Genomic DNA, 23,807 nt, shown 5'->3' with positions numbered 1-23,807 from the left:
AGTGAAGCCGATTCCCTTTGAAAAAGTCACCATCGTAATGGGCTCCCGCTCAGATTGGGCCACCATGAGCAACGCGACTAAGCCTTTGGAAGAGCTTGAAGTTCCCTTTGCCACGGCCGTGGTTTCTGCTCACAGGACTCCCCAGCGCATGGTTGAATTTGCCAGCCGCGCCCACGAATCCGGCACTGAAGTGATTATTGCCGGTGCCGGCGGCTCTGCCCACCTACCGGGTATGATCGCTGCTATGACGCCCCTGCCGGTAATCGCGGTGCCGGTTGAGAGCCGCTTTATGACGGGGATGGATAGCTTGTTGTCTATCGTACAAATGCCTCGCGGTGTCGCGGTAGCCACCCAGGCGGTCGGTGCCTCTGGTGCCTACAATGCAGGTTTGATGGCTGCGCAGATGCTGTCTTTGGCCGATGCGGAGTTGCAGAAACGCCTGATCGCTTGGCGCGAGCGCCAGACCGAGCAAGTTCCGATCACGGTTGAGTGATAGGAGATCGTTGTGAGTAAGAGACGAGTCGCCATTATTGGCTGTGGGCAGTTGGCACAGATGATGGCCCAAGAGGGGCAACCCCTCGGCGTGGAGTTTAGTTTCCTGGCCGAGACCGGTGAAAATACTGACTGTGTCAAGGGACTGGGGACTATCGTAGAGATGGAACCCGGACAGGACCCGGAGGCGTTGTATCAGGCCCTCGGGCGCCCGGAAGTGATTACCAGTGAGAGAGAGCAGGTGAGTGTGGACTTGCTGCGCTCTTTGCAGGCCTTCTGTCCGGTATACCCGGACCCGCATATTACCGAGAAGGCCCAGCACCGCCTGCGCGAGAAGCGGGCCCTCACCCAGTCGGGTCTGCCCGTGGCTCCTTTCGCTGCGGCGCGGGGTGAGCAAGAACTGCGGCAAGCCGTCGCTCAACTGGGCTACCCGGCCTTTATCAAGAGCTGTGAAAATGGCTACGACGGCAAAAACCAGTGGTGTGTGAAGAGCGCGGCAGACTTGGATGCTGCGATTCCCCAAGCTGGGGATCAGGAATGTGTGGTCGAGGCCGGGGTGAATTTCGCCTGTGAGGTCTCCATTATCGGCGCCCGCTCCGCATCCGGCGAAATCAAAGCCTATCCGCTGACAGAAAATCGCCACCGCAATGGCACCCTGCTGCTGTCTACCGCACCCTACAATAACCCGGAGCTGCTCCGCGCCGCCGAGGGCTACCTGGAGACTTTGCTGCAAGACTGGGACTACGTGGGGGTCTTGGCCGTTGAGTGCTTTGTTTGTGAGAGCGGCTTGATCGTCAACGAAGTGGCACCGCGAGTTCACAACAGCGGCCACTGGACCTTTGTCGGCCCTGAGGCCAGCCAATTTGCCAATCATATCCGCGCGATACTGGATATGCCCCTGGGGGATACCAGCTGTCCGCAACCGGTTGCGATGGTCAATATGTTGGGGGTTGATGTGGCCCCGCAGCAGGACAACGATGGTGTTTGGCTGTACGGCAAAGCCCTGCGCCCTGGGCGCAAAATGGGTCATGTCATCATACAGGACGCAGATATGGATCATTTGCGCCAGCGCAGCGAAAGTATGATTGAAGAGCTGTACGGCGAGAAGATTTAGTCGCTACTGAATATCGCGCGTCGGACTCTTGAACTTGGAACCGGTACCCCGCCACATGGGGGTGCCGGCCCGGTAAGCTGCCCGGGCAATCATATGTACACCGATTGGCACTGTGAGTAGTAAAAATAAAATAGCCGCGATAGCCCTGGCGGTTACCTGCGCGTCGCTAAAAAGAATTGCCACACCCGCCAACAATAAGCCACAGCACACCGTGGCGCCCTTTCCCGATGTACTCATACGAGTGTAAAAATCCGGCATTCGCAGTAAGCCCAAAGCGGCACTGAAGCCAAAAAAGCTGCCCACCAGAATGATCAGGGCGATAAAAATCTCATCCAATGTCATCATGATCTTTATGCGCGTGAGTTACTGTGCGTGAGCCACTTTTCTCAATAAAGCGGGCAAAGGCCACACTCACCAAGAAGGCCACCAGGGCCAGGGCGATAGCGGCGTCCAGGTAGACCGGCTGCCCCGAGGCGATGGCCAGTAGTGCGCAGTAAGCCACCGCGAGAATATTGAGAACATCCAGAGCCACCACCCTGTCGGCGAGTGTGGGGCCCAGTGCGATACGCAGGAAGCACATCACCAGGGCCAACAGTAGCAGCAAGGAGGCAATATTGATTGCCGCTGCGACCAGGGGGGAGTGAATATCGATAATTGTGAGAAACATCAGGATACCGCCTCCTTCACTCGCCGGGCAAACCCCTCGCTAATTTCCCGGCGGAAGGCATCGGGGTCACTGACAAACATGGTGTGTACGATTAAGGCATCATTATTGGGGGTGACATCCAATACCATAGTGCCCGGTGTCAGGGAAATTAAGTTGGTGAGAATAAAAATCTGGTTTTTATCCAGTTTCTCGATCGGCAGTCGCACGATAAGGGGTTTGCTTTGCAAGCGCGGCGAGAATACCTCGTAGGCAGCGCGCAGGCTGGATAAAACCAGCTCCTCGAGGAAGAAAAAGCACAGCCGGGCCAGGCGTGGCAGGCGGGCAAAATAGCTTTGCGAACCGGGCAGCCTGGGGGAGACCCGCAGGGCCAAAAAACCGATTAGAAAGCCAAAGAAAAAATTTGTCATGGACGCATTGCCAGTGAGGGCGGACCAACTGATCGCGAGCAGTAAATTTAATAAAAAAGCACGCATCTCTATTTACTCCCCCCGTTTTTAGGGCGTGTTGTCGGGCAATACGGCGTTAAGGTAATCATCCGGTTGTAATAGTTCCCCGGCGGCCCCCAGGGAGTACTCAATAAAAGGCTCGGGTAGGAACCCCAGAGCCAAGGTGATCAGTGCGAGGAGTGCGACAGGCAGCAGCCGCTGTAAGCGCTCTGCGCCACTGAGGCTGTACAAATTCTTGCACTGTTCCCGGGGGTGCGCTTTCCAGAAGGCCTCCGCCCATATTTTGCTCATGGAAAATAAGGTCAGCGCCCCGGTAATCAGTGCCACAGCGGCGACGATATAGGCGGCCTGATCCAGACTCGCCTTGACCAGCAGTAGCTTTGCCCAGAACCCAGACAGCGGTGGGAATCCGGCCAGGCTAAATGCAGCAATAAAAAAGAGTGCAGAGAGGAGTGGACTGGCGCGATATAGACCTCCGATTTCATTGAGTTCATAGCTGCCGGTGAGGCGCTGGGCGGTACCACTGATCAGGAATAAATTCGTTTTTGCCACAATATTGTGGATCATATAGAAAACAGAACCAGCCAGCGCCAAAGGGCTGTTGAGTGCCAGCCCTAAAATCAGAAATCCAATCTGACTGATAATATGAAATGCCAGTATCTTGCGAAACTCATACTGTGCCGCCGCGCCCAGCACCCCGGTCAGCATGGTGAGTAATGCTGCTCCCAATAAAATATTCCGGGTAAATTCCAAGTCATTGGGGAAAATTAAAGTAAAGGTGCGAATCAGCGCGTAGACCCCGACTTTGGTTAAGAGGCCGGCAAATACAGCGGTTACCGCCACCGGTGGCGCATGGTATGAGGCCGGCAGCCAAAAGAACAGGGGGAATATTGCCGCCTTGATGCCAAAGGCACAGATAAATATAACCGCCAATGTGGCAATAGCGACGGGGTTTTGTACCTCGGCCAGGGAAATATGCAGCTGCGCCATATTCAGGGTGCCGGTGAGGCCATAGAGCAAGCCGATAGAGGTCAGCATCAACAGTGTGGACACCAGATTTAACGCCACATATTTAATCCCGCCATCCAGCTGTATCTTCTCCCCTCCCAGCACCAGCAGGGCAAAAGAGGCAATCAGCATGACCTCAAACCACACATACAGATTGAAGATATCGCCGGTGATAAAGCTGCCGCAGACACCGGCCAATAACAGCTGAAAAAAACTGTGAAAGCCCAACTTAACCCGCTTCTCATCGATATCTGAAACTGCAAAGAGTGCGACACACAGGCCGACAATAGCGCTGATCAGCAGCATGATCGCACTGAGCCGATCGGCGACCAAGGTGATGCCATAGGGGGCCTGCCAGTCTCCCATCTGCCCGGCCTGGGGACCGTGAAGCTCCACCCAAACCAGGATAACAATACTGGTGCACAGTGCGGCGAGACATCCCAATATGGAAATGGCAGCGCTGAGATAGCGACGGCCGCGAGCGGCAAAGGCGAGTAATGCCGTGGTAATGGGAATTAAAAATGGCAGGGCCAATAACCAGCTCAAGGGGCTTGTTTCCTCTTGGTCGGTACTGGTTCGGCAATGCGCATACTGTCCACATCCAGTGTGCCCAGCTCGCGGTAAGCCTGCGCGATTAGGGCCAGGGCAAAGGCCAGCAGGCCAAAGCCAATCACGATGGCGGTGAGGATCAGGGCCTGGGGCAGGGGATTGGCGACAATAATTTGCGGGGCCTCCTCTCCTTTGGGCACCAGTGGCGGGGAGGCGCGCGTTAAGCGCCCGGCGATAAAAATTGTCAAGTTGGCGGCATTGCTGATCAGCACCAGACCAAATAGATAGTGCAGCAGGTGGCGGGCCAGCATAAGGTATACGCCAGTAGCGAGTAGAATACCGACGACAACGGCGAGGGGCGCTTCCATATCAGCAGGCCTCTTCCAGGGCAAAAATCAGAGTGAGTACGGCTCCGAGTACAGTCAGGTAGACACCAATATCAAAAAATAAAACATTGCTGATAACAATTCCGCCCGTTGTCTTGCTCCCGAACAGGGTAAACCACTGCCCGGAAAAGGGTCCATCCCCATAAAATAATGCCATTAACCCGGAGAGCCCGGCGATAGCCACACCGCAGGCGGCCAGTGTCCCGGGCGCTACGCGCAAAGCGCTCTGCGCCGCTTCCACGCCCCAGGCGATAGCAAATAAGGCAAAGGCAGAGGCGGCAATTAATCCGGCAATAAATCCCCCGCCCGGATAATTGTGTCCGCGCAACAGCATATAAACGGAAAAGAGTAAAATCAGCGCTACCAGCACCCGGGTAGCCGTTTGTAGAATAATAGAATTCACTGCTTGCCCCGTTTTAAATGGTGACCGAGTAAAATCACCGCAGCAATAGCTGCGGTAAATACCACAATGATTTCCCCGAAGGTATCCAGTGCGCGAAAGTCCACCAGAATCACATTGACGATATTGCGGCCATGGGCTTCCGGTACTGCCGCCGCCTTGTAATACTCGCTTACCGGGCTCTCGAAGGGAGTTTGCAGAACCACCAAAATGCTCAGGGTAAATAAAATACCAACGGCGCTACCCAGCAGGGCATCTCTGGGGCGAAAGCCCACTTTTTTATCGGGGCTAAATACCGGCAGGCGCGGGAGTATCGCGGCAATTAACACCAGATACAGGGTTTCCACCAGAATTTGAGTAATCGCCACATCCGGTGCGCCAAAAAACAGGTAAATTAATGCGATACCAACACCTAAAGCACCGAGCGCACAGATAGCAGTCAATGGCCTGCGGGCAATGCCGGCGGCAAAGGTGCCGCCAATAGTGAGTAGTATGGCGGCCCACTCCTTGAGATTTAGGTTCGGCTGGGTAAGCTCCAGGGAGAAGTGTTTTGTATGTATAAAGGCATAAATTAGGGCCAGTGAGAGGGTAATAAAAATAACACTGAGATAGCGCCGCATAATGCCGTGTTGCAATAGGCGTGTTTGCAGTGCGGCAAAAGATTTGAGCAGTGCCAATGATTTATCCCAGAGTAAATCGGCACTGGTGGGGGCATAGCTAAAGTCCCAATCCAACCAGGTGCGAATACGCTTGAGGTTGAGATACATAATGACCCCGAGCACAAAGGTAAGGATGCTCATCAGTAGCGGAATATTAATGCCGTGCCAGAGTTTCAGATCGATAGTTTCCGGCAGCCCGAGTATTGCCGTCAGCGCAGGTTCCACCAGTCCACCACCGAGCAGATCCGGCGCCAAACCAAAGGTCAGGCCAAAGGCGCTCAAGACCAGCGGACTTATCCACAGGCCGGGCGGCGCCCGCTGAATACGGCTGGTATCGCCGGGGGCTGGGCCAAAGAAGGGTTTGATGGCCACCATACCGGCCACGGTCACGGTCACCGCATTGGCAAAGATGGCCGCAGTACCCACCAGAGCCGGCTCTGAAGCCACCGCCAATGCACCCTCATATTTCAATTCTTTGCCGATAAAACCCAGAAACGGTGGAAACCCAGCCATGGACAGTGCGGAGGCCAGAGCTGCAACAAATGTCAAAGGCAGCAGTTTGGCCAGGCCGCGCAGCTGGGTTAAATCCCGGCTACCGGTCTGCCGATCGATAATACCCACCACCATAAACAGCGCGGCTTTGTAGAAAGAGTGCACCAGTAAAAAAGTAATAGCCGCAGCGACGGCCGCTGAAGCATCGGAGCCCAGGAACATGGTAATCGTGCCCAGAGCGATAACCGTGGTGTAGGCGAGGGCCAGTTTTAGATCCGTCTGACGCAGAGCGGCCACGGCCGCCACAGCGGCGGTGGCGATACCGGTGCAGGTTAAAATCCACTCCCAATAGTCGGTGTGTGCCAGTACCGGGTGCAAGCGGGCGAGCAGATAAATACCCGCCTTAACCATGGTGGCAGAGTGCAGGTAGGCACTGACCGGTGTGGGGGCCGCCATGGCATTGGGCAGCCAAAAGTGGAATGGCAACTGTGCCGATTTGGAAAATGCCCCGACAAGCACCAGTAGCAGAATAGGTAGGTACAGTGAGCTGGATTTAACCTGTTGCGCCTTGCTGAGCAGCACCTCCAGGTCATAGCTGCCGACAACCTGCCCCAATAGCAGGAAGGCGGTGAGAAGGCACAGCCCCCCCAGCGCGGTCACCAGAAGAGCCTGCAATGCTGAGCGCCGGGCCACAGCGCTGGTGTGATTGAAGCCGATCAGGAGATAGCTGGCAAGTGTCGTAATCTCCCAAAACACAAATAAAGTGATCAGATCGGATGCCAAGACCAAACCCAGCATGCCGATCATAAAGAGATACAGGTAGAAGAAAAAACGCCGCAACAGGGGATTGCCGCGCAAATACTCCGCTGCATAAATGGTGATAAAAAAGCCGATGCCACTGATTAATAGGGCAAATAAGAAGCTCAGTCCATCGATATAAAAGCGCAAAGATACCCCCAGTTGGGGGACCCAGCTACAGCCAAAGGAAAGTTCTCTGCCGGCGGAAATATCCGGCAGGTGATAGAGCAGTGCCAGGGCAATCATGGCCGGAGGAATCGGCGCAAGCAGAGCAATCACTCTGCCTGGCGTTTCTCCCTCTGTATCGCGACTTTCGTTGTCGCTAGCTGATTCCATTAGGTTATTCCAAATAAAATGGATAGCTTGATTGCAAGCGTTAGCGGCTTAATAGTTTAGGGTAAATTTTCTATCTTAGTGATTGGATAAAATTGCTATATGATTTTTAGTTTTTTTCAGCTGAGTGTTAAGGGGACCTCTGCTTTATCTTGTTGCTGCACTATTGGCAGGCCGAACTACAGTGCAGTCAGGTTGCCCCAGGGCAGAAGATAAGTATTTTTATCCCCGCTTGTGAGGGCTGTTGTAATCAATGGCCGGCCCTACAGGTACTATCTGAGTTGGATTGATGGATTTATGGCTGAAATAGTAGTGGCGTTTGATATGGTGGAAATTGACTGTTTCCGCCACCTGGGGCCACTGGTATAGCTCGCGAACATAATTGCGCAGATGGGGAAAATCCTCCAGGCGTTGCCGGTTGCATTTAAAATGACCGTGATAGACGCAATCAAAGCGGATAAGCGTGGTGAACAGGCGCCAGTCGGCCTCGGTAATCTTGTCGCCTACCAGGTAGCGCTGTTTGCCTAAGCGTGCTTCTACCTTATCCAGAGCGCCAAATAAATCTTGGTAAGCCTCTTCATAAGCGGATTGTGTGGTGGCGAAACCGCTGCGATAGACGCCGTTATTAATGTTTTCATAAACTAACTGATTGATGCTCTCAATTGCCGCTCTTTTCTCTTTGGGGAAAAAGTCTTGTGTGTCGCCGGTAATGGTATTGAACGCGCTATTGAACATACGAATAATTTCGGCGGATTCGTTACTGACGATACAATCTTGTTGCTTGTCCCACAGTACCGGTACAGTGACGCGCCCGGAGTAATCGGTTTTATTGCGGGTATAAACCTGATGCATAAAGTCATAGCCGAAAAGTGCGTCGCCACTGCCGCCCTTACAGGAGTTAAAGCTCCAGCCCTGATCGAGCATATCCGGGCTCACAATAGAGAGGCTGATATGGGCTTCCAGCTTTTTCAATTTGCGAAAAATCAGGGTGCGATGAGCCCAGGGGCAGGCCAGGGATACGTACAAGTGGTAGCGCCCGGGCTCCGCCTTAAAGCCACCGACACCGCTGGGGCCGGCGCTGCCATCGGCAGTTATCCAGTTGCGCAATTGCGCCGCTTCCCGCTTAAATGCGCCACCTGAATCTTTAGTGTCATACCACTGGTCGTGCCACTGGCCATCGATTAACAATCCCATGTCTTACTCCTAAGTAGCGCTTACCTTACGTAAACTTTCCGCTGGATTGAGTGTGTGTTTTTTAGTGTCCGTATTGAAATATCTGGCGCCAAGGGTTAATTGCCGCCAGATTTATAGGGGGTAGAATCTCGGGCGTCGCTGGAGATATTGACAGGTGTGGATAAAGTGGCCGTATTCATTGTGTCGCCTTGTAAACTGGGGATTTATCGCTACTGCCGGACAGCGGCTGTGGATAACAGGCAGTTTACAGAGGCTCGCCAGAATGAAAATTGGTTAAATTTGCTCAAAGCTTTCGAAAAAATCGAATAGTAGAGGTTTAGCCCTGGGCTCTGTGAGATAAGCAGCCCATTAAAAGTGATAGCCGATACCTACGGAGTAAACCCAGGGATCGACATCGACATCGACATTGATACGCGTGTAATCGTTATCTTCGTTGCGGAAGCGGATTTTTGCCTTGGTATCGATACTCAGGTACCAGATTGCCGCATTGAAGAGCCAGCGGCTCTCGCGCCCAAAAGCGACATCCACGCCGACCTCACCGCCCAGGCCCCAAGAGTTACTCAGGCTGAGTTTTGCCTGTGACTCTGCGTTGAGTACGGTGTCGAAATAATTTTGCGCCGTATGGCTGATATCCTCGTCGAAGAAATGGGTGTAGTTAATACCCAGGCCAACATAGGGTTGTACCCAGGACTCGGTGCATACCGGATACCACTGCAGGCTCAGGGTGGGAGGGAGCTGTTTGGTGTCCCCCAGTGAAACCCGCCCCAGGGGCGCGCCGGTATCCGGGTCCGGTAAGCCGCGCACATCCAGGTCGTGGCGGAAAGGTGCCGCTGCCAGCAGCTCCAGCCCCCAGTGATCTGCGAACAGCCAGGTGCCGGTGATACTGACGGAGTAGCCGCTATCCACATAAACCTGGGTGTAGTCTAAAGGAGTGCCATTTAAGCGCAGGCGATTTGAATCATCGTTGGGATCAACCCCTGCGGCACCGACGCGAACGATAAAGTCGCCTTTTTTATAGTCTGCCATGGCTGGATGGGTGAGCAGTAGGGCGGTACAAAAAGCGATTGTCAGATTGATTCCTTTCATGTCCAACATTCCACAGGTGCGATAGAAAAGTAGGGTTGTAAACCGTGAGTGATAGGGATACCGCAATCTACTACCAGTGTAGATGTCTTGAGGCTAGGTGTTTGTAGTGAATAAGCGCTGTGGCGCGATATTTTATTGATAGTGCTTTCAAGGCGTTAGCCGGGAAAAAGTGCCTGGTTTCAAGTGTGGGTAATAGGGTGATTCAGTGGGTTTTCACTTACTGTTTACTTAGAGGAAAGAGCATACACCGCACTTGATACCCAATGTGTGTACTTTTCTGGATAGGTAGAAAATATCACTACTTATAATCCTGAATACTAGGGGCTAGAGAGTCGGTGAATAATAGGCTTAAGATAATACGGCTCACAGGGCGTCTACCCTAGAAATCATCTGTCAATATGACGATGTCTTTATTGTCTCGCCCTAGGGCCGGTGGCGATCCTTATAAACGTAATTCGATTGCCTTAGTTTTCTTAAATATTCTTTGTGGTTTGTCGTAAATTTCTATCGAGCTGAATTTTTGCTTTTGAATTACTCTGTGGGTTTAAGGCTCACCAGCTTTTCCAGTTTTCAACCTATCAGATTCTTTTGTACTATTTTTAATAGTATTTGACGACTTCTAATAGCGCTATCAACTCTTTGTTTGTGGCTGTTTCTATTTCTGTGTCATTTTTCGGGAGGTGGAACATGGGTGCCAATAAATAGGCCTTGGCTGTGGGTGCTTGCGATTGCGATATGGTGGGCGGGGCTGGTGTGGTATGACGAACTAGGTGTAGATGTAAAATAGCTATAGAAATGTCTATTTTTTCAGGTTAAAGGTATTTTTTATCTCTATGTTTATAGATTTTATATAATGACGGTCCATTGAGTAGATTACACCATAAATAGTTTTGCATGCCGGCTAGTTGGTACGGATCGACAAAATGTTCCCATGTTGGCGAAAACCAAGTAACTAAAATTAGTTTGTTATTCCTGTCGCTGAAAAATATTAGTGCAACTGTGTCTGCCTTTGTTGTTTCAAGGCGAAAATAAATAACTTCATATTCAAAAGTTATCTGCAGGATGTGATTTTGTCCATTTTTTATAGATAATGAGGTTGGGCAGGCCTGTTTTAAAATATAAGAGAGGGGTTCTTGGATGAATGTAGAGGGTTCTCAGTTAGCGGCTTATCCAGCAATGAAAGCGCATGGTTTCAGGGCTGTCGGAGATAACTCAGTGGGCTATTGCTTGCTCTCAGACTCTAGAGAGGGCTGCAAGGTTTATATTGTTGCAGCCATCGCCGAGAAGTTTGCCAGTTGGCTTACCAGAAGTGGCTACAAAGGGGCAGTGGTAATGTCTCGCCTTGCGCAGCTGCGCGCCACCACCGGTGGCTTGAAGAGCTGTAACAATACCAGTAATGCCTTTGAGTATATCGATATTATTGAGAATTTGCAGATCGGTTATAAGATTATTCAGACCAGCGTGGATAACCGGCGTAGTGCTGTATATATCACCCGTATTGATTTTATCGATCATGCTGAAGGGGATATAACGCCGGGTTTGTATAATGTTGATTATAAAGCGACCAGGGATGAATGGGTGCTAGATAGGAAAGAACAAGCCCAAATCCGGCGTAGCAATATGGCCATTAATGGGAACTGTCGACATGCTGAAGTCGCAGCCAGAGATATTATGCCGGAGATGGTGAATGAGACCTATAAGGATGTCAGCAGCAGTCAGGGGATTAAAGACGAGGGATTTGGTTTGTTTTATAGTCCGCGTCCGCTCTACAGCGGGGACCAACACGGGAAGACCGCACAACATAACCAGGTTTCTTTTGAAGTGAGTGCCAATAAGTTGGATGGGCTGATGTTGGCGGCGCAAAAGGAAGGAAGAACTACCCAGTGGGTGATTCACGGTGATGGCTGCCATTTATTTCGCCAGACCTCACGGCGTTTGCGAGGGCAGACACTGGACAAGCATACGGTATTCTTTGCTGCCCCCAAGGGCAATTTTCAAACCTTGCTGCCATTGGTGTGGGGCGCGGGCTTAAAGCTTCATGAAGAAGTCTTTAAATACCATCCCCATGACTGTAGTCAACCTCTGAATCGGATTAACCCACGTATTTCTAAAGAGATAAGGAAGTTTGGCCGTGATTATAAGGGAATCGCAATGACGGCCTTAATGAATGCGCAAAGTTCCGTTGAAGCGGTGATAGGATATCTATTATTAGCATCTGCTGCGGCTGTTTTTATGTTTACGGTTGAGTTTGATGGTTGGATTGTGGGCTCTGGCGTCCTTGCTGTTGTTGTTGTCGTTATTGTCGCTATCTTTGCTATCATTACTGCTGCTACCGTTGTTGCCGTTGCAGTAGAAAAATTTCTGGAGTTAAGAAATATACTGGCTAGTTACGCCAATGATCCTATCTTGAATCCCCATATGTCCCCTTTTAAAAGCGCGATCGAGCTGTATGTTCTTGCAAGTTCAGAGAATCGTGCAAGGGGGGGATCATTCCTAGAATTGGTTAAGAGGTTGTGCAGGAAGACTGTACAGAGAGACTGTGCAGTGATAAAAAAACTGCTATTGTGGCCGTCCATTCACAAACGCTTACCGACCGCTTGGCAGGCCAGTAAGCTAAATATTTACGGCCCGGACTTTGAACGGGCGCCTTGGAAGGAACTTAATCTTTCTGGAATAAAGCTTAAGTTTAAAAACCCATCGCAAACCGAGATGTTTCTCAATAATATCAGGGTGCGGCAGATGGCTATCTACAAAAATCAATCCTATAGTCCTCCCTGGGATGGCGGTAGGACTAGGACACTATATAAGAGCGGCTGGGTCTATACTGACGGCCTGTCCGGTGATGGCGTTGTTGGGGGCGGTATCTTACAGATGATTGTTCAGCGGCGGGATTTAAAAAAATATGGTTTACAGAGCTTGTTTATTCCCGAACAGTTGGCAGTGATTTTACTGGATGACTTTGAGAAAGATTACGGAGAACGAAATAGGCAACTGCGCGAAGGCGATTATCTGGAGCCCTACAATCCGGAAGTTGATATTTGGTTGTACCCAAAAACTGTTGAAGAACTGAACCCAACGGAACACCGGGGTCTAACTTGTTATTCTTTTTCAATATGGCAGCCATTCGAAATGAAGAGATATACATGGGTTGCCGCTATTACCGATGAGCATCTCCTCGAGTTTTCCTATATGCCCAGTGCCAGCGGTGTACATCACCTGGCGGATGACAATAATTTTGCAGAGGTGGTGGAAAGAACGGTGCGGGAGTTTACTGAGAATCTTTATATTACCCTGACGCCAGATGCCGAAAGGCAGCGTCAGGCGGCTTTAAGTAAAGCCTCTAAACTGGCACAGCAGCGGGCCTAAACCTGGCCCAAAGTCTGTGCAGAGAAACTGTACGATGCTAAAAAATTGCTACTGTGGCCGCCCATTTACAAGCACCTGCCGGCCGCATGGCAGGCCAGCAAGCTAAATCTTTACGGCCCGGATTTTGAGAAAGCCCCCTGGAATGAAATTGATCTTTCCGGGATCAAGCTCAAGTTTAAAAATCCACCTCAGACGAGAATGTTCCCTAATGATATCTGGGTGGAGCGGATGAATATCTACGACGATAATTCCTATAATCCACCTTGGGATGGTGGTAGGACTAAGACGCTGTATAAAAGTGGCTGGGTCTATAGCGATGGCCTGTTCGGCGACGGGGTTGTGGGGGGCGGCACCCTGCAGATGATTATTCAGCGGCGGGATTTAAAAAATACGACCTGCAGAGCCTGTTTATTCCCGAGCAGCTTGCGATGATTTTACTGGATGATTTGACTAAACGCCATGTGCGATAAATCATTCTTACCAGGCGGGAAGCTAGTATAAAAATAAAAATAAAAATGAGGATTATGGGGATTTTATCAGGATTTGGGCTGTCAATACTGGATAGATATTTATAGTCAAAGATATCTCCTTTGGTAGCCCCTTGGAAAATAAATAAAACAAAATAGATGTAGAAGAAGTGTGTTATTGCCCTTGCTGTATGTTCTTTTGTTGCGGCTGATATGGCTAATTTAAACATTGCTTTTTAATTCCGTGTTCTTCCGAATATCCATATGGTTTGATTTTTAGGTGCATTTAGAGTATCAGGTGATCGAGTGAGGCTCTGTCGGTGTTGGGTAGGGTCGGGAAGAAATACTGGCTTTTTGTGGAGACTGAGCGGCTATATCGGCGGGCCAGAGGTGGCTGTATAGATCTGTGCGCTGGCTGGGCCGGTGAGGATCTCTGGGGGGCAGCCATCGGTGAGATCCTCCAGGGTGGTAATATCCGGTTGGCGCCATCAATTACCCCTGTGGCCCTTGTTATTGGTACTGTGTTTTTCGCCAATCCACTGACAAAATATTAGGCTTTTTACGCAGACATTTGTTCAAGTAGATCTTCATCACTCTCATACCAATACTCATTGCCACGGCCAAAAGTACTGCTTGCAGTCGCCCTGATTGCGCGGAAATTATCTCGCCACTTGGTGAATTGAGTTTTTCCAACGGTAAAGGCAACGAAGGCTGTACCACCGACTTTAAGTGCAGGCCCAAGCTCTGTATTAGCCATAAGCGTGCCGATAGACTCGATCAAGGGTTCGGCTTGCTTTTGTAGTGCGCTAAAGCCACTTTTCTTTAACGCGGTTGGGCCGGCCCCGGCAGCTGTGGCCATTGCTCCGATGGTAGCCACTTCATACCAGGAATTGCGCCACGCAGCCGTTGTTTTGAAGTTTCGGGTGTTGATATTTTTATCTACATAAGTGAGGCCAACGACACCACAGAGCTTTTCAATTTTGTCGGGGCTTGCGCCAACAGGGTTGGATAGAAAAATTTTCTGTCCCGCCATTTTCATACGTAAGCCGCGCACAATCTCTTCATCTTTGGCCGCAAAACGGCTTAAAGAGGGCGCAGTTTGTAAGACTTCCAGTGAACGCTGAAAAGTTTTGGCCCCCTCACCATGTATCAACCAGTTGACCGACTCGCGGGCATCGGCCGCCTGTTGGATCAGGGAGGTCAGCCCATCGATCGAGGATAATTCACCGTGCTCCCCTTTACTAATCCAATAGAGGGAGTAGTGGTTGTCAACTTTGGCAATATCTTTGGGGAGTACTTCTTTTCCACCATAAGCCTTTTCAATATGCTTGATAAGCATTTTGCCCGCTGAATCATTTGAGGCAAATTTTCCACTTACAGCGGCATAGTGTGCGCCATTCCATTTGTGCCCAAGCGTCATTTTTTTCTTGGGTGCTCTATCTGTGGACCACTCATCAGCGACATTTCTGACACCATAGAGGCCTGTTCCCTGGCTTGCTGTATCGGAATGTAAAGCGTTATCGAAATGGAGCTTATTGATCAGCACATCGCCGTTGTCTATATAATACTCTATAGCCATACCGTTGCGGCGCAAATAGCGGATAGTTCCGGCACCATTGGCGCTTTGGCTGCTACCAGTATCGGCGTTGAGGCTAATGAGTGCCCGCATTAGTGTTGAGGAATAGTAATTGGTAGTTGCTTCCAACTTTACCTTTTCATACATTGGGTAGTGAGCATTATTGACATAGACGTCACGGCCTCGCTTTATTCCCATAGGGGCCATCTCAACTATTTTGGTCCAACCTGCTCTAAAGGCGGGCATAATATCTCCTTGTTACTGCGTCATAGGATACTAGAATTTACTGGGGTGTGAAGCTTGGTGGTGGAGTTCCCTTTTTAACGATAACAAAAGGATCTTCTCCATTTTCCTCATCGTTTTCACGGAATTCATGATAAACCCAAGGTTCTGGATTGCGGGTTTCACTAAATTTTGAATCTGGATGCTGTTGCAGAACCTCTCGCCTTCGCTGCTGCATAGCTGGGCTCAACTCTAAACTCAAGGTTGAGTAAATATCGCTCATTAAATGATTCATGGCGCTAATGCTATAGTTAGCTGGAGCATAACCAATGGCATTGAAGTAAATGTCAATAAAGTATTGGTCATCTAGCGGGGCGTATAGTTGTGAGCTATACATGGCTTCATTAAATGGATTTGCCAGGATTTCAGCGTCGCTACACTTTCGGTAGGCTTCACAATATAGCCAGTCAGTGCCATTTATTGTTTTTTCCTGCCAATTTACCGGGGTTAATCTGGGCCATGCATTAATATTTGCCGGACCATATTGGAAATATAGGTTTCTCAATATGACCTGCTCTAAATGGCTCGGATTAAAGCAGGTCATACTTTCCGGTAAATCATCTACCCGATATACCCGTATCGATAGGGTCAAGAGGCCATATTCGGTGGAAATCCAGGGCGGTCCATAAAAACCCCAGTTGCGCTTAATAATGGATTGGCCGGGCATTCTGCCCTCTTGATACCACTTGCCGCGGCTTAAATCGTCATAGGCATCTCGGTTATAGATATCGATGCGAGGGCCATAATACTGGTCATCAATCTCGGGAACACTATTAGGCGGTAATGAGATACTAAGGCGATTACCAGATAAGTTGGCAGAAAGTGTTTCAAGTTTGTCTCGATTGGGTACAAAGGGTTTTTTTCTAGAGGCAAAGAGGCGTTCAAACATAGACTTGGTGGTTCCTATCCACAACGCTAGCGCTTACTGGATTTCGGCTGCGCTATTATAGTGTCGACTATATTGGAAAGTGCAAACTATTTCGCGTTTTTATAGTGAAGAAGTTTTCATTTGAGGTACGTTCGTACAGTAAGCTCTTGACCCGATGGTCAATGGCTGGTTGTAGTGAGTTGTTTCCTTGAGATCTGACAAGTGAGTACCATTTACCCTTTTTTCTTTCATTTTTAATTGCTTGGTGCTGAAATGTAATCCGTGTCTTAGAAGAATAAAAATAAAACATAGATTTGTTTTTCTTTGAGAATAAAGTAGGTATATGTTATTTGTTTTCTAATGGAGCTTGATTGGTGCTGGTGAAAGGGTGGCTCTAGTAGAAGCCAAATAAAGCTAAAATTATATGGCTAATATTTAGGAGGGTATTTTTCAGGTGTTCTATTATTGGCCTTGAGATGGAAAGCTATGATCATGGTTTTACAAACCTCCACTGCGCTGAGTTTATTGGTTTAGTCGTTAAGTTTTCACAGGCGTAATATAGGCTTTAAGGGCTGTTTACTAATCACCAGAGGCTTGCCAATCTGAGTGGTGTAGTCCTTTTAGAGAGGTACGGCCCTCAATTTCGGCAGCGGAGGCTAACTGAACAAAGAGGGCATGGTGTTAGGCAAGAAAACCAAAGCTATCAAACGGGTTGGAGCCTATCGCTAACACATTCGCTCCAATAGCCGGTGCAGTTGGTTCCGCTGGTGTAAAGAGGCCTGGGACCACTTGGCTTCGCGAGGAAGCCAGGGGCTCTATTAGAGCCCCTCTCAAGTGATTTAATCCTGAAACAGTGACAACCACTGCTCCGAATCCAAGGCAGCACTTTTTCCATCTTTACTGTAAATCGCATCTGCCAGTGCCTGCTTGTGCGCCTGCATATCGATGATTTTTTCCTCGACGGTATTTTCGCAGATTAACTTATACACAAACACCGGTTTGTCCTGGCCGATGCGGTATGCGCGGTCGGTTGCCTGGTTTTCTACCGCCGGATTCCACCAGGGGTCGTAGTGAATGACGGTATCAGCGGCGGTGAGGTTTAGGCCGACGCCACCGGCTTTCAGGCTGATCAGAAATACGGGAACTTCACCATTTTGGAAAGCGTCGATCGCTTCCTGGCGCTTGCGCGTGCGCCCGGTCAGTTTGACATAGGGGATTGCGTGCTCATCCAAGGCGCTGGAAATTTTGCCGAGCATCTCGGTAAATTGGGAGAATACCAGTATCTTGCGGCCTTCCTCCACCATCTCTGGGAGCATATCCATCAGTGCTTCCAGTTTGGCCGACTGCTTAACTTTCTTCGCTTTCTCCAGTTTAACCAGCCCGGGATCACAGCAGATTTGCCGTAATTTCAGTAGGGCATCCAAGATTTCGATATGAGAGCGATTGAGTCCCTTCTTTTTCATCAGGTCCCGAACCCGTTTCTCCATCACCGAACGCACGGTTTCATACAGTGCCGCTTGGGAAGAGTCGAGGCTAACCCGCTGAATGATTTCTGTCTTTGGCGGCAGTTCGGTGGCAACTTCCTGTTTAGTGCGGCGCAAAATAAATGGAGTGATTCTCTGGTTTAAAATTTGCTGTTTATTTTCATTGGCCTGTTTTTCAATGGGGGTTCGGTAAAGGCCGTTAAATCTTTTTTGGCTGTGTAAAAAGCCGGGCATCAGGTAGTCAAACAGTGCCCACAGTTCGCCCAGGTGGTTTTCCAGTGGTGTTCCGGTCAGGCATACCTTGTGGGTGGCGCTGAAGGTGCGCAGTAATTGTGCCGCTTTGGATTTGGGGTTTTTAATTACCTGGGCTTCATCGAGAACCAATAGGTGAAAGTTGTAGTCTTGTAATAGCTCACTGTCCCGTACAATCAGTGGGTAGGTGGTTATCACCAGATCTGACTGGGGAATAAGTGGGAAATTCTCATGCCGGTCAGGGCCGTGGAGTAACAGTGATTTTAATGTTGGAGCAAAGCGCTGGGCTTCGCTTAGCCAGTTGCCGACTAAACTGGTGGGCACCACCACCAGGGCGGGGTCGGTTAAGCGCCGGCTCTCCTTCTCTTTAAGAATATGTGCGAGCCCCTGTAGGGTTTTACCGAGGCCCATATCATCGGCGAGAATACCATTCATATTGAGTTTGCGCAGGTGTTGCAGCCACTCAAAGCCCGCCTGCTGATAGGGGCGTAACTGTGCCCTAAGTGCCCTGGGGGGTTTGACGCTTTGTGGTCCCTTTTGCAGGCTTTTCGCCAGCGCTTTTAGGTCTTTATTGCTCTGCCAGGCGGAATCGGCATTCGGTATTTCTGGTACCGCAAACTTGGGCACTTTGAGGTTTTGGGATTCACTGTCGTACCACTCTTCTAAAACCGCACACAGGTTGTGGAATAGTTCTGTGGGTAGACGGATATATTGACCCTCGTCCAGAGGCAGCAGTATTTCTTCGTCGTCGCCAGCGCTGTAGCCCAGCTCCAAATATTGCAACAGTAGCGGGAGCAGGGGAATGGCTTGGCCCTCGATATCAACTGTGGCGCTGAGGGAAAACCAGTCGTTGTCGGCGGGTTCAGTTTGCCAGTCCCAGTCGTCAATTTCGTGGACCGTTAAAGAGAAGTTATCGTCGATCTCAATAAGCCAGCCCGCGTCCTCAAGCTGCGGGATACCCTTGGTTAAAAATGTGTTCCAGCGTTCTATAACACTTTGGCCTGCGCCCTCGTCAGAGAAGTATAGGGTTGGTTCCCCGGCGCCATCGGCCGCCAGGCTCCAGCGCCAATGTAATAACGCATGCAGCTCTTTGGCTTCATCCTCAAGATCCCGCTCGACTTGATATAGTTTGCCCCCCTGCGTGTAGATATTGTTTTCTGCGTAATTCTCCGCCAAAAGCTCTGCGGCACTGATCACGAGTGGGCCATATTGGATATGGAAACTGGCAGTGTATAGGTTGCTATGCTCTTCCGGTACGGGAGTGGATTTAAGGACTAGGCAGGGCTGCAATGGATCGTCAATTATGGTGATCGGAAGTGACTTGGGTGCGGGCAGGTTACTACTAGCATATTGATGGTTGAGGAAAGTTAATGCATCGGCCATTTTATCTTTTGATATGGCTGGCATAGCGCTAAGCTCATTGAGAGCCTCACCATCAACAGGCGTGGTAATCGGGCCGATGCTGTTTGTTTGTGGGGAATAATAGAAAGGTGGATTGGTGGGGATTAAATTCCAACTTTCAGGGAGCTCGGGCGCTTCTAGAGTTAATTTTGAATTGTCTCGGGTCTCATCCCAACTGAGATCTAGGGCGACGGCTTCGCCCCACTGAATAGGGCTTAGCGTGTGGATATTGCTAAAAAAACGCTGGCTGTGCAGCAGGTTGTTCAACAGGAGAGCACCTTCCTCTCCGGAAATAGTTTTTTTGAAGCTGGATTGTGACAGCAGCTGCTGAAGACCAAAGATTTTTTGGTCGATTTTGGAGGTGGCGAGGCCGCTATTGATATGGAAATACTCGCGCTGGGGTTTGCCATAACCGCCATTTTTAAGGCGTCGAGCGGAATATACGCTCACCTTGACGCGCGCCGGGGTATATTCGTCATCCCAATCCAGGGTGTATAGCAGATCCCGGGCTGAGGGGCCGCTGAGAAAAACTTCTTGCGGCCGCTCCACGATGCCTCTTTGCCATTGTTCCCAGCTATCACTTTTCGATGAATTTTGTTGTTCACTAGCGGCCGCCATCAAGACCGCAGCTACATGTTTACAGTTATAACCTACCGGGCAGGAGCACTCGCCATCAATTTCCAATGTCCCCGAAATAGGATTTTCACTGATCTCTATATACTGTTCGTAGTGACTGGCATAGGAGCCTGTTACCCTGCCGCTAATAGTTTCACCATTAGGTGAAACGATAAATTCCTCAACATAGCCATTGCGGAAGTAATTTTTACCTCTGGTTAAACTATTGGTGGGAAGTTGGCTGGATAGGCTGCTAAAACTTATTGGGATGTTCATTTTTTGTTCTATACGATTACTGCTGGCTGGCGATTGAGGCTCGTCGAATACGGCTGGTGCTAATGGTACCCGTTTTTTTAGCTATTTGAGCGGCTAATTTCAACAGAGGCTATCTATACTTATGGCATCGAGAAGCAGGCCGCCGACTATCTAGATAGTCGGCCTATTCCCTGTTAAAAAGCGTTGATACTGAAAGGCTGCACCCAGCATACATAGTCCCACCAGCATACAAACAACTATTTTTTGTATCAGGGAGAAGTCCTGCATATCCCAAAGCACAATCTTTAATGTCGCTACGCCATAGAGAATCAGCGACAGCTTCAGCAGCTGTTGCGTGTCGGGCTTTAAGCTCTGGAATAGCAGTAGGGTTGCATGGGCCACCAGGGCGAAAGATACCGCTGGCAACCACATCGTATCGAGTAGTTGTGCCAGTAGAGCGATATAAATAATCGCAGCGGCAATATGTACCAGCCACAAACTAGTCATCCGCTTGCCGGGCCAAACGGCTTTGCTGGCTAGGGATTTGTAATACACCAGTAGTATCGCAATTCCCAGGGAGAACAGGTTATAGGCCCCAACCCACTGGGCGGTGTGAGATTGGTTAATAACAGCAATGATTTGACCGAAAGTGATCAATCCAAATAGGCACAGTGTCAGTAGATAGATCGGCGTGAGCTGATTGCGCAGTGGTGCCAGCCTGGGCATAAAGAAAAATAAACTGGCAAAGTAGCACTGGGTTAGCAGCAAGGACAGGGCAAAATCACGGCTCAGGGCGTAACCGATAATCAGTAATACCGCTGCGTAATAATAGAAGGCCAGCGGAAATAGCGGTTTCAGGGCCCGGTGGATTGCCTGCTGCCAGTCTCTACCGCTGGGGTGTCGTTTCAGGCCCTGACCGAGGGATAAAAACCCGATAAAACTGCCGATACCCAGCAGCAGTCCCCCCATCGCCATACCTTGCCAGTCGCCGAATTCCCGCAGGAGGCAACCGCCGATAGCGACAAGACTGGCACTGGCAAGCAGAATACGCAGCTCGAGCTTCAGATGTGCCATTCTGAGCTGGGTGTAGAGAAATAGGGCAATAGCGCTTGAGAGCCACAGGGCCATAGTGAAGTAGTCACTGGCTTTATACAGTATGGTGGGCAGGGCAATGACTGGCAGCAAGGCATAGAACAGTTTGCGTAGTTTCAGAGCCAGCTCCCGCCCAGGAGAGCGTATATCCAGGTGGTGGTACAGCTCTGCGATCAGCCAAAGCCCCAGGAATGCTTCGATACTGGCGATTTTACCGTAGGGTATTTGATCGTAGAAATGCAGGTTGCCCACCACCGCTGCACTGGCCAGTAGGGGAATAAATAACAGCAGGTAATGCCAGAGCCCGAACCACTCGCTCAGTCTCGAATTGATGCGCTGGCCGCGCCAGATCAGGAATACCATTGGCAGTGGTGCCAGCAGCCACATGCCTTCCGGCCAGATAATACCTACCGACAGCAAAAAGCTAGCCGATAACAGCAGGGCAAAAGCGTGGTCTGAAACCCGGGTGAAATAGTGCTCTCGGGGCGTGAGCTTTTCAGCGCTATAGCGCAGCAACCGGGTGAGGGCAAAGGCGGCAGCGCAGAGGGTAAGCCAGTTTATCCAGCCGGCGTCGGGCTCTAGGGATAGGAGCACTGGGGCGGGCACCAGGCTTTCCGCCACCCAGGCCAGGGCCTGAAAAAATAAGGTTATCCCCGCAAGTGCAAGAGCGATATAGCCCTCAGAGCGCACGCTGATAAAACCGAAGTGCGCGCCGAGATAAACCAGCATAAGCCCCTCAAGGCACCATACGCCGCCGAGGAACTCCGGGCTGCAAAGGGCCAGAAAAGCCAGGCCCGCCAATAGGCCGCTATGGAGTAATGCCATTGCGAGAACGCTGCGGGCAGAATCACCATTGCTGCGGTAGCCAAATAGCTGGGATGTATAGATTGCGAGTACTGCCCAGGGGATAAGATTGAGCAGCCACAGGATGCCCAGTGCATTGGCACTGGGTGCCAGGGACCAGCTGATATGAATAAATAGCACCAGGTTTGCTACCAGCATCCCGAGGCGCCTCTTATCCAATTCCCTGTCACTCAATCCGGCTAAAATGTAGTGAGCAAATCCATAGAAGAAACCATGCAGTATCAGCAGCAGACTCCAGGGAGAGGCGGCTTCATCGAGTCTGGCAATTGAAAACTCAAGCATCCCCGCGCTGAGTGCCATGGTAACCAGGGCCAACTGCCGCCAGCGGATCAGCTTGGACAAGTGCAGCATGGCGAATGCGAGTACCAATAGGTAGCTGAGATAGATAACTGCGGATGGATCAAAATGGTTGGCAACCAGTGGCATGCAGGCCCCGCCCAGCAGGGTCACCATCGACACAACCCGGGTTTCAAAGAGCAGGGCGAGTAAATAGGATAGCCCTGTAGTGACAACCAGCAGCCCTACACCGATAGGGATGGGGACCAACTGATAGTAAGGCCCGGCAAAATAGCCACACAAGTAGAGCAAAATCACCCCCAGTGCGATCAGCCCGGAGCCATAATCTGCCATATGCGGCATACGCCGTCTGAAGACCACACCACCGACAGTAGTTGCCGCAGCTACCAAAAAGCCCAGGATAACTTTGCCGGTGGGGCCCAGGTAAGTATTGAACGAGAACTGTAGTAGGTAGGTGAAACCAAACACTAGCGCCAGGATACCGGCAGCGGTCATAAAAAAGACCGGGGCCTTACCCTGGCTGTGGTAATGGCGGTAGAAGCTTATCAGGGAGTCCCATACCCGGCTAACCGGTTGCAGAAGCGGGTCTAACAGACTTGGCAGTGCCTGTTCAATCCACGCCCCCAGGCGCAGTGCAGCTGGGGTTCTCTGTGGGTGGGGTGGCGTTATTGTCGGGGGCGTCGTCTGCTCTGTAGCCTGGGAACCGGCTAGCTGGGTCAGCTCATCTTCAGGCTCCTCCGCGACAGGAACTGGGGCTGCGGATTGGCCGGTTGTGTCCTGCTGTATCTGTGCCTCTAGTGCCGATAAGCGCTGTTCGAATATTTCTAGGCGGCGGCGGTTGTCCCGCTCCAGCAGGGCCAGCTCCATACGAAGTGATTGCAGTTCACTTTCCATAACTTGCTCGAAGTATTTTTCTTGAGGCTACCTTGAGCGATCTCTTGGGGCAAGTGCTACCCGGTCAGAAGAAGAGAATTCACGGCATCTGATATAGGCCGTGAATACACCTAGGCGAGCTCGTAAACGGTATTCACACCTTATACGATAGTTCTTTCCCTTTCCTTTTTAGTATTTCTAGTGGCATACTGGGCTATTTTGTCGATTTTATCCCGATATTAATGCCTGCCAAATAAACTCTGACAGCTTTTATCTCTGTACTTGCTCTCAGTATGCTTTGCTATTTATAAATTGGTGGTCAAGTATGGCTGGGGGAAAGTTGGCTGCTTACTTTCTTCTCTACTCAATAGCGTTATTAGTTACTACAGGGTAGAAGGAAAAAATACACAGCGTGCGGTGAATACATCTTCGTACTCATTTAATAGATACCGTATCCCGCTGCCAGGCGCAGGATATCCTTTCTTTTTTTC

17 protein-coding genes are annotated in these 23,807 nt (G+C 50.4%); 4 read left to right on the top strand and 13 right to left on the bottom strand.

Going from position 1 to position 23,807, the window contains the following annotated elements; translation table 11 throughout:
* Nucleotide 1: 1 nt before the first annotated feature.
* Nucleotides 2–493 (top strand): 5-(carboxyamino)imidazole ribonucleotide mutase, encoded by a 492-nt coding sequence (gene purE, locus ACJJIK_RS11725; protein ID WP_444928482.1) that lies wholly within the window; start codon nt 2–4, stop codon nt 491–493.
* Nucleotides 494–505: 12 nt separating this feature from the next.
* On the top strand, nt 506–1,606 hold the full coding sequence (locus ACJJIK_RS11720; protein WP_444942835.1) for a 5-(carboxyamino)imidazole ribonucleotide synthase: 1,101 nt from the start codon (nt 506–508) through the stop codon (nt 1,604–1,606).
* A 3-nt stretch (nt 1,607–1,609) separates the two neighbouring features.
* On the opposite strand, the gene mnhG is transcribed toward ACJJIK_RS11720, so the two are convergent.
* The 9 genes from mnhG to ACJJIK_RS11675 form a co-directional block, all read right to left on the bottom strand.
* Complete coding sequence (gene mnhG, locus ACJJIK_RS11715; protein WP_444928480.1) at nt 1,610–1,951, bottom strand: monovalent cation/H(+) antiporter subunit G; 342 nt, start codon at nt 1,949–1,951, stop codon at nt 1,610–1,612.
* Nucleotides 1,935–2,273, bottom strand: coding sequence for a cation:proton antiporter (locus ACJJIK_RS11710; RefSeq protein WP_444928479.1), 339 nt, complete (start codon nt 2,271–2,273; stop codon nt 1,935–1,937). Before ACJJIK_RS11710 ends, mnhG begins: the two co-directional genes overlap by 17 nt.
* Entirely contained in the window at nt 2,273–2,746 is a 474-nt protein-coding gene (locus ACJJIK_RS11705) for a Na+/H+ antiporter subunit E (protein ID WP_444928478.1), read from the bottom strand. The genes ACJJIK_RS11710 and ACJJIK_RS11705 overlap by 1 nt, the downstream gene beginning before the upstream one ends.
* 21 nt (nt 2,747–2,767) lie before the next feature.
* Nucleotides 2,768–4,273: a Na+/H+ antiporter subunit D gene (locus ACJJIK_RS11700; RefSeq protein WP_444942834.1), complete on the bottom strand. Its 1,506-nt coding sequence runs from the start codon at nt 4,271–4,273 to the stop codon at nt 2,768–2,770.
* Nucleotides 4,270–4,644 carry a Na+/H+ antiporter subunit C gene (locus tag ACJJIK_RS11695; RefSeq protein ID WP_444928476.1) on the bottom strand — a complete coding sequence of 125 codons (375 nt, stop codon included), beginning with the start codon at nt 4,642–4,644 and terminating at the stop codon, nt 4,270–4,272. The genes ACJJIK_RS11700 and ACJJIK_RS11695 overlap by 4 nt, the downstream gene beginning before the upstream one ends.
* Before the next feature lies 1 nt (nt 4,645).
* The gene (locus ACJJIK_RS11690) at nt 4,646–5,065 is read right to left on the bottom strand and encodes a Na+/H+ antiporter subunit B (protein WP_444928475.1); all 420 of its coding nucleotides are present in this window, start codon (nt 5,063–5,065) and stop codon (nt 4,646–4,648) included.
* On the bottom strand, nt 5,062–7,347 hold the full coding sequence (gene mbhE, locus ACJJIK_RS11685; RefSeq protein WP_444942833.1) for a hydrogen gas-evolving membrane-bound hydrogenase subunit E: 2,286 nt from the start codon (nt 7,345–7,347) through the stop codon (nt 5,062–5,064). Before mbhE ends, ACJJIK_RS11690 begins: the two co-directional genes overlap by 4 nt.
* A gap of 219 nt (nt 7,348–7,566) precedes the next feature.
* A complete protein-coding gene (locus ACJJIK_RS11680; protein WP_444942832.1) occupies nt 7,567–8,538 on the bottom strand; it encodes a glutathione S-transferase family protein in 972 nt (323 codons plus the stop codon).
* Nucleotides 8,539–8,886: 348 nt separating this feature from the next.
* Nucleotides 8,887–9,624, bottom strand: coding sequence for an OmpW/AlkL family protein (locus ACJJIK_RS11675; RefSeq protein ID WP_444942831.1), 738 nt, complete (start codon nt 9,622–9,624; stop codon nt 8,887–8,889).
* Nucleotides 9,625–10,761: 1,137 nt separating this feature from the next.
* On the opposite strand from ACJJIK_RS11675, the gene ACJJIK_RS11670 reads away from it, so the two are divergent.
* Both ACJJIK_RS11670 and ACJJIK_RS11665 read left to right on the top strand, forming a co-directional pair.
* Nucleotides 10,762–12,990, top strand: a complete 2,229-nt coding sequence (locus tag ACJJIK_RS11670) for a hypothetical protein (protein ID WP_444942830.1) — start codon at nt 10,762–10,764, stop codon at nt 12,988–12,990.
* A 45-nt stretch (nt 12,991–13,035) separates the two neighbouring features.
* Nucleotides 13,036–13,422 carry a hypothetical protein gene (locus tag ACJJIK_RS11665; protein ID WP_444942829.1) on the top strand — a complete coding sequence of 129 codons (387 nt, stop codon included), beginning with the start codon at nt 13,036–13,038 and terminating at the stop codon, nt 13,420–13,422.
* Nucleotides 13,423–14,016: 594 nt separating this feature from the next.
* On the opposite strand, the gene ACJJIK_RS11660 is transcribed toward ACJJIK_RS11665, so the two are convergent.
* From ACJJIK_RS11660 to ACJJIK_RS11645, 4 genes are all read right to left on the bottom strand, one after another.
* On the bottom strand, nt 14,017–15,279 hold the full coding sequence (locus ACJJIK_RS11660) for a hypothetical protein (RefSeq protein ID WP_444928467.1): 1,263 nt from the start codon (nt 15,277–15,279) through the stop codon (nt 14,017–14,019).
* A 37-nt stretch (nt 15,280–15,316) separates the two neighbouring features.
* Complete coding sequence (locus ACJJIK_RS11655; RefSeq protein ID WP_444928466.1) at nt 15,317–16,204, bottom strand: hypothetical protein; 888 nt, start codon at nt 16,202–16,204, stop codon at nt 15,317–15,319.
* Nucleotides 16,205–17,022: 818 nt separating this feature from the next.
* Entirely contained in the window at nt 17,023–20,211 is a 3,189-nt protein-coding gene (locus ACJJIK_RS11650; RefSeq protein WP_444928465.1) for a DEAD/DEAH box helicase, read from the bottom strand.
* Between the two features lie 150 nt (nt 20,212–20,361).
* The gene (locus tag ACJJIK_RS11645) at nt 20,362–23,337 is read right to left on the bottom strand and encodes a DUF2339 domain-containing protein (protein WP_444942828.1); all 2,976 of its coding nucleotides are present in this window, start codon (nt 23,335–23,337) and stop codon (nt 20,362–20,364) included.
* Between the last annotated feature and the right edge of the window lie 470 nt (nt 23,338–23,807).

The sequence above is a fragment of the Microbulbifer regidiadema (SeqCode) genome, assembly GCF_052466995.1.
Note: the sequence above shows the minus strand (reverse complement) of the source record. Positions and strands in the feature narration are given on the sequence as shown.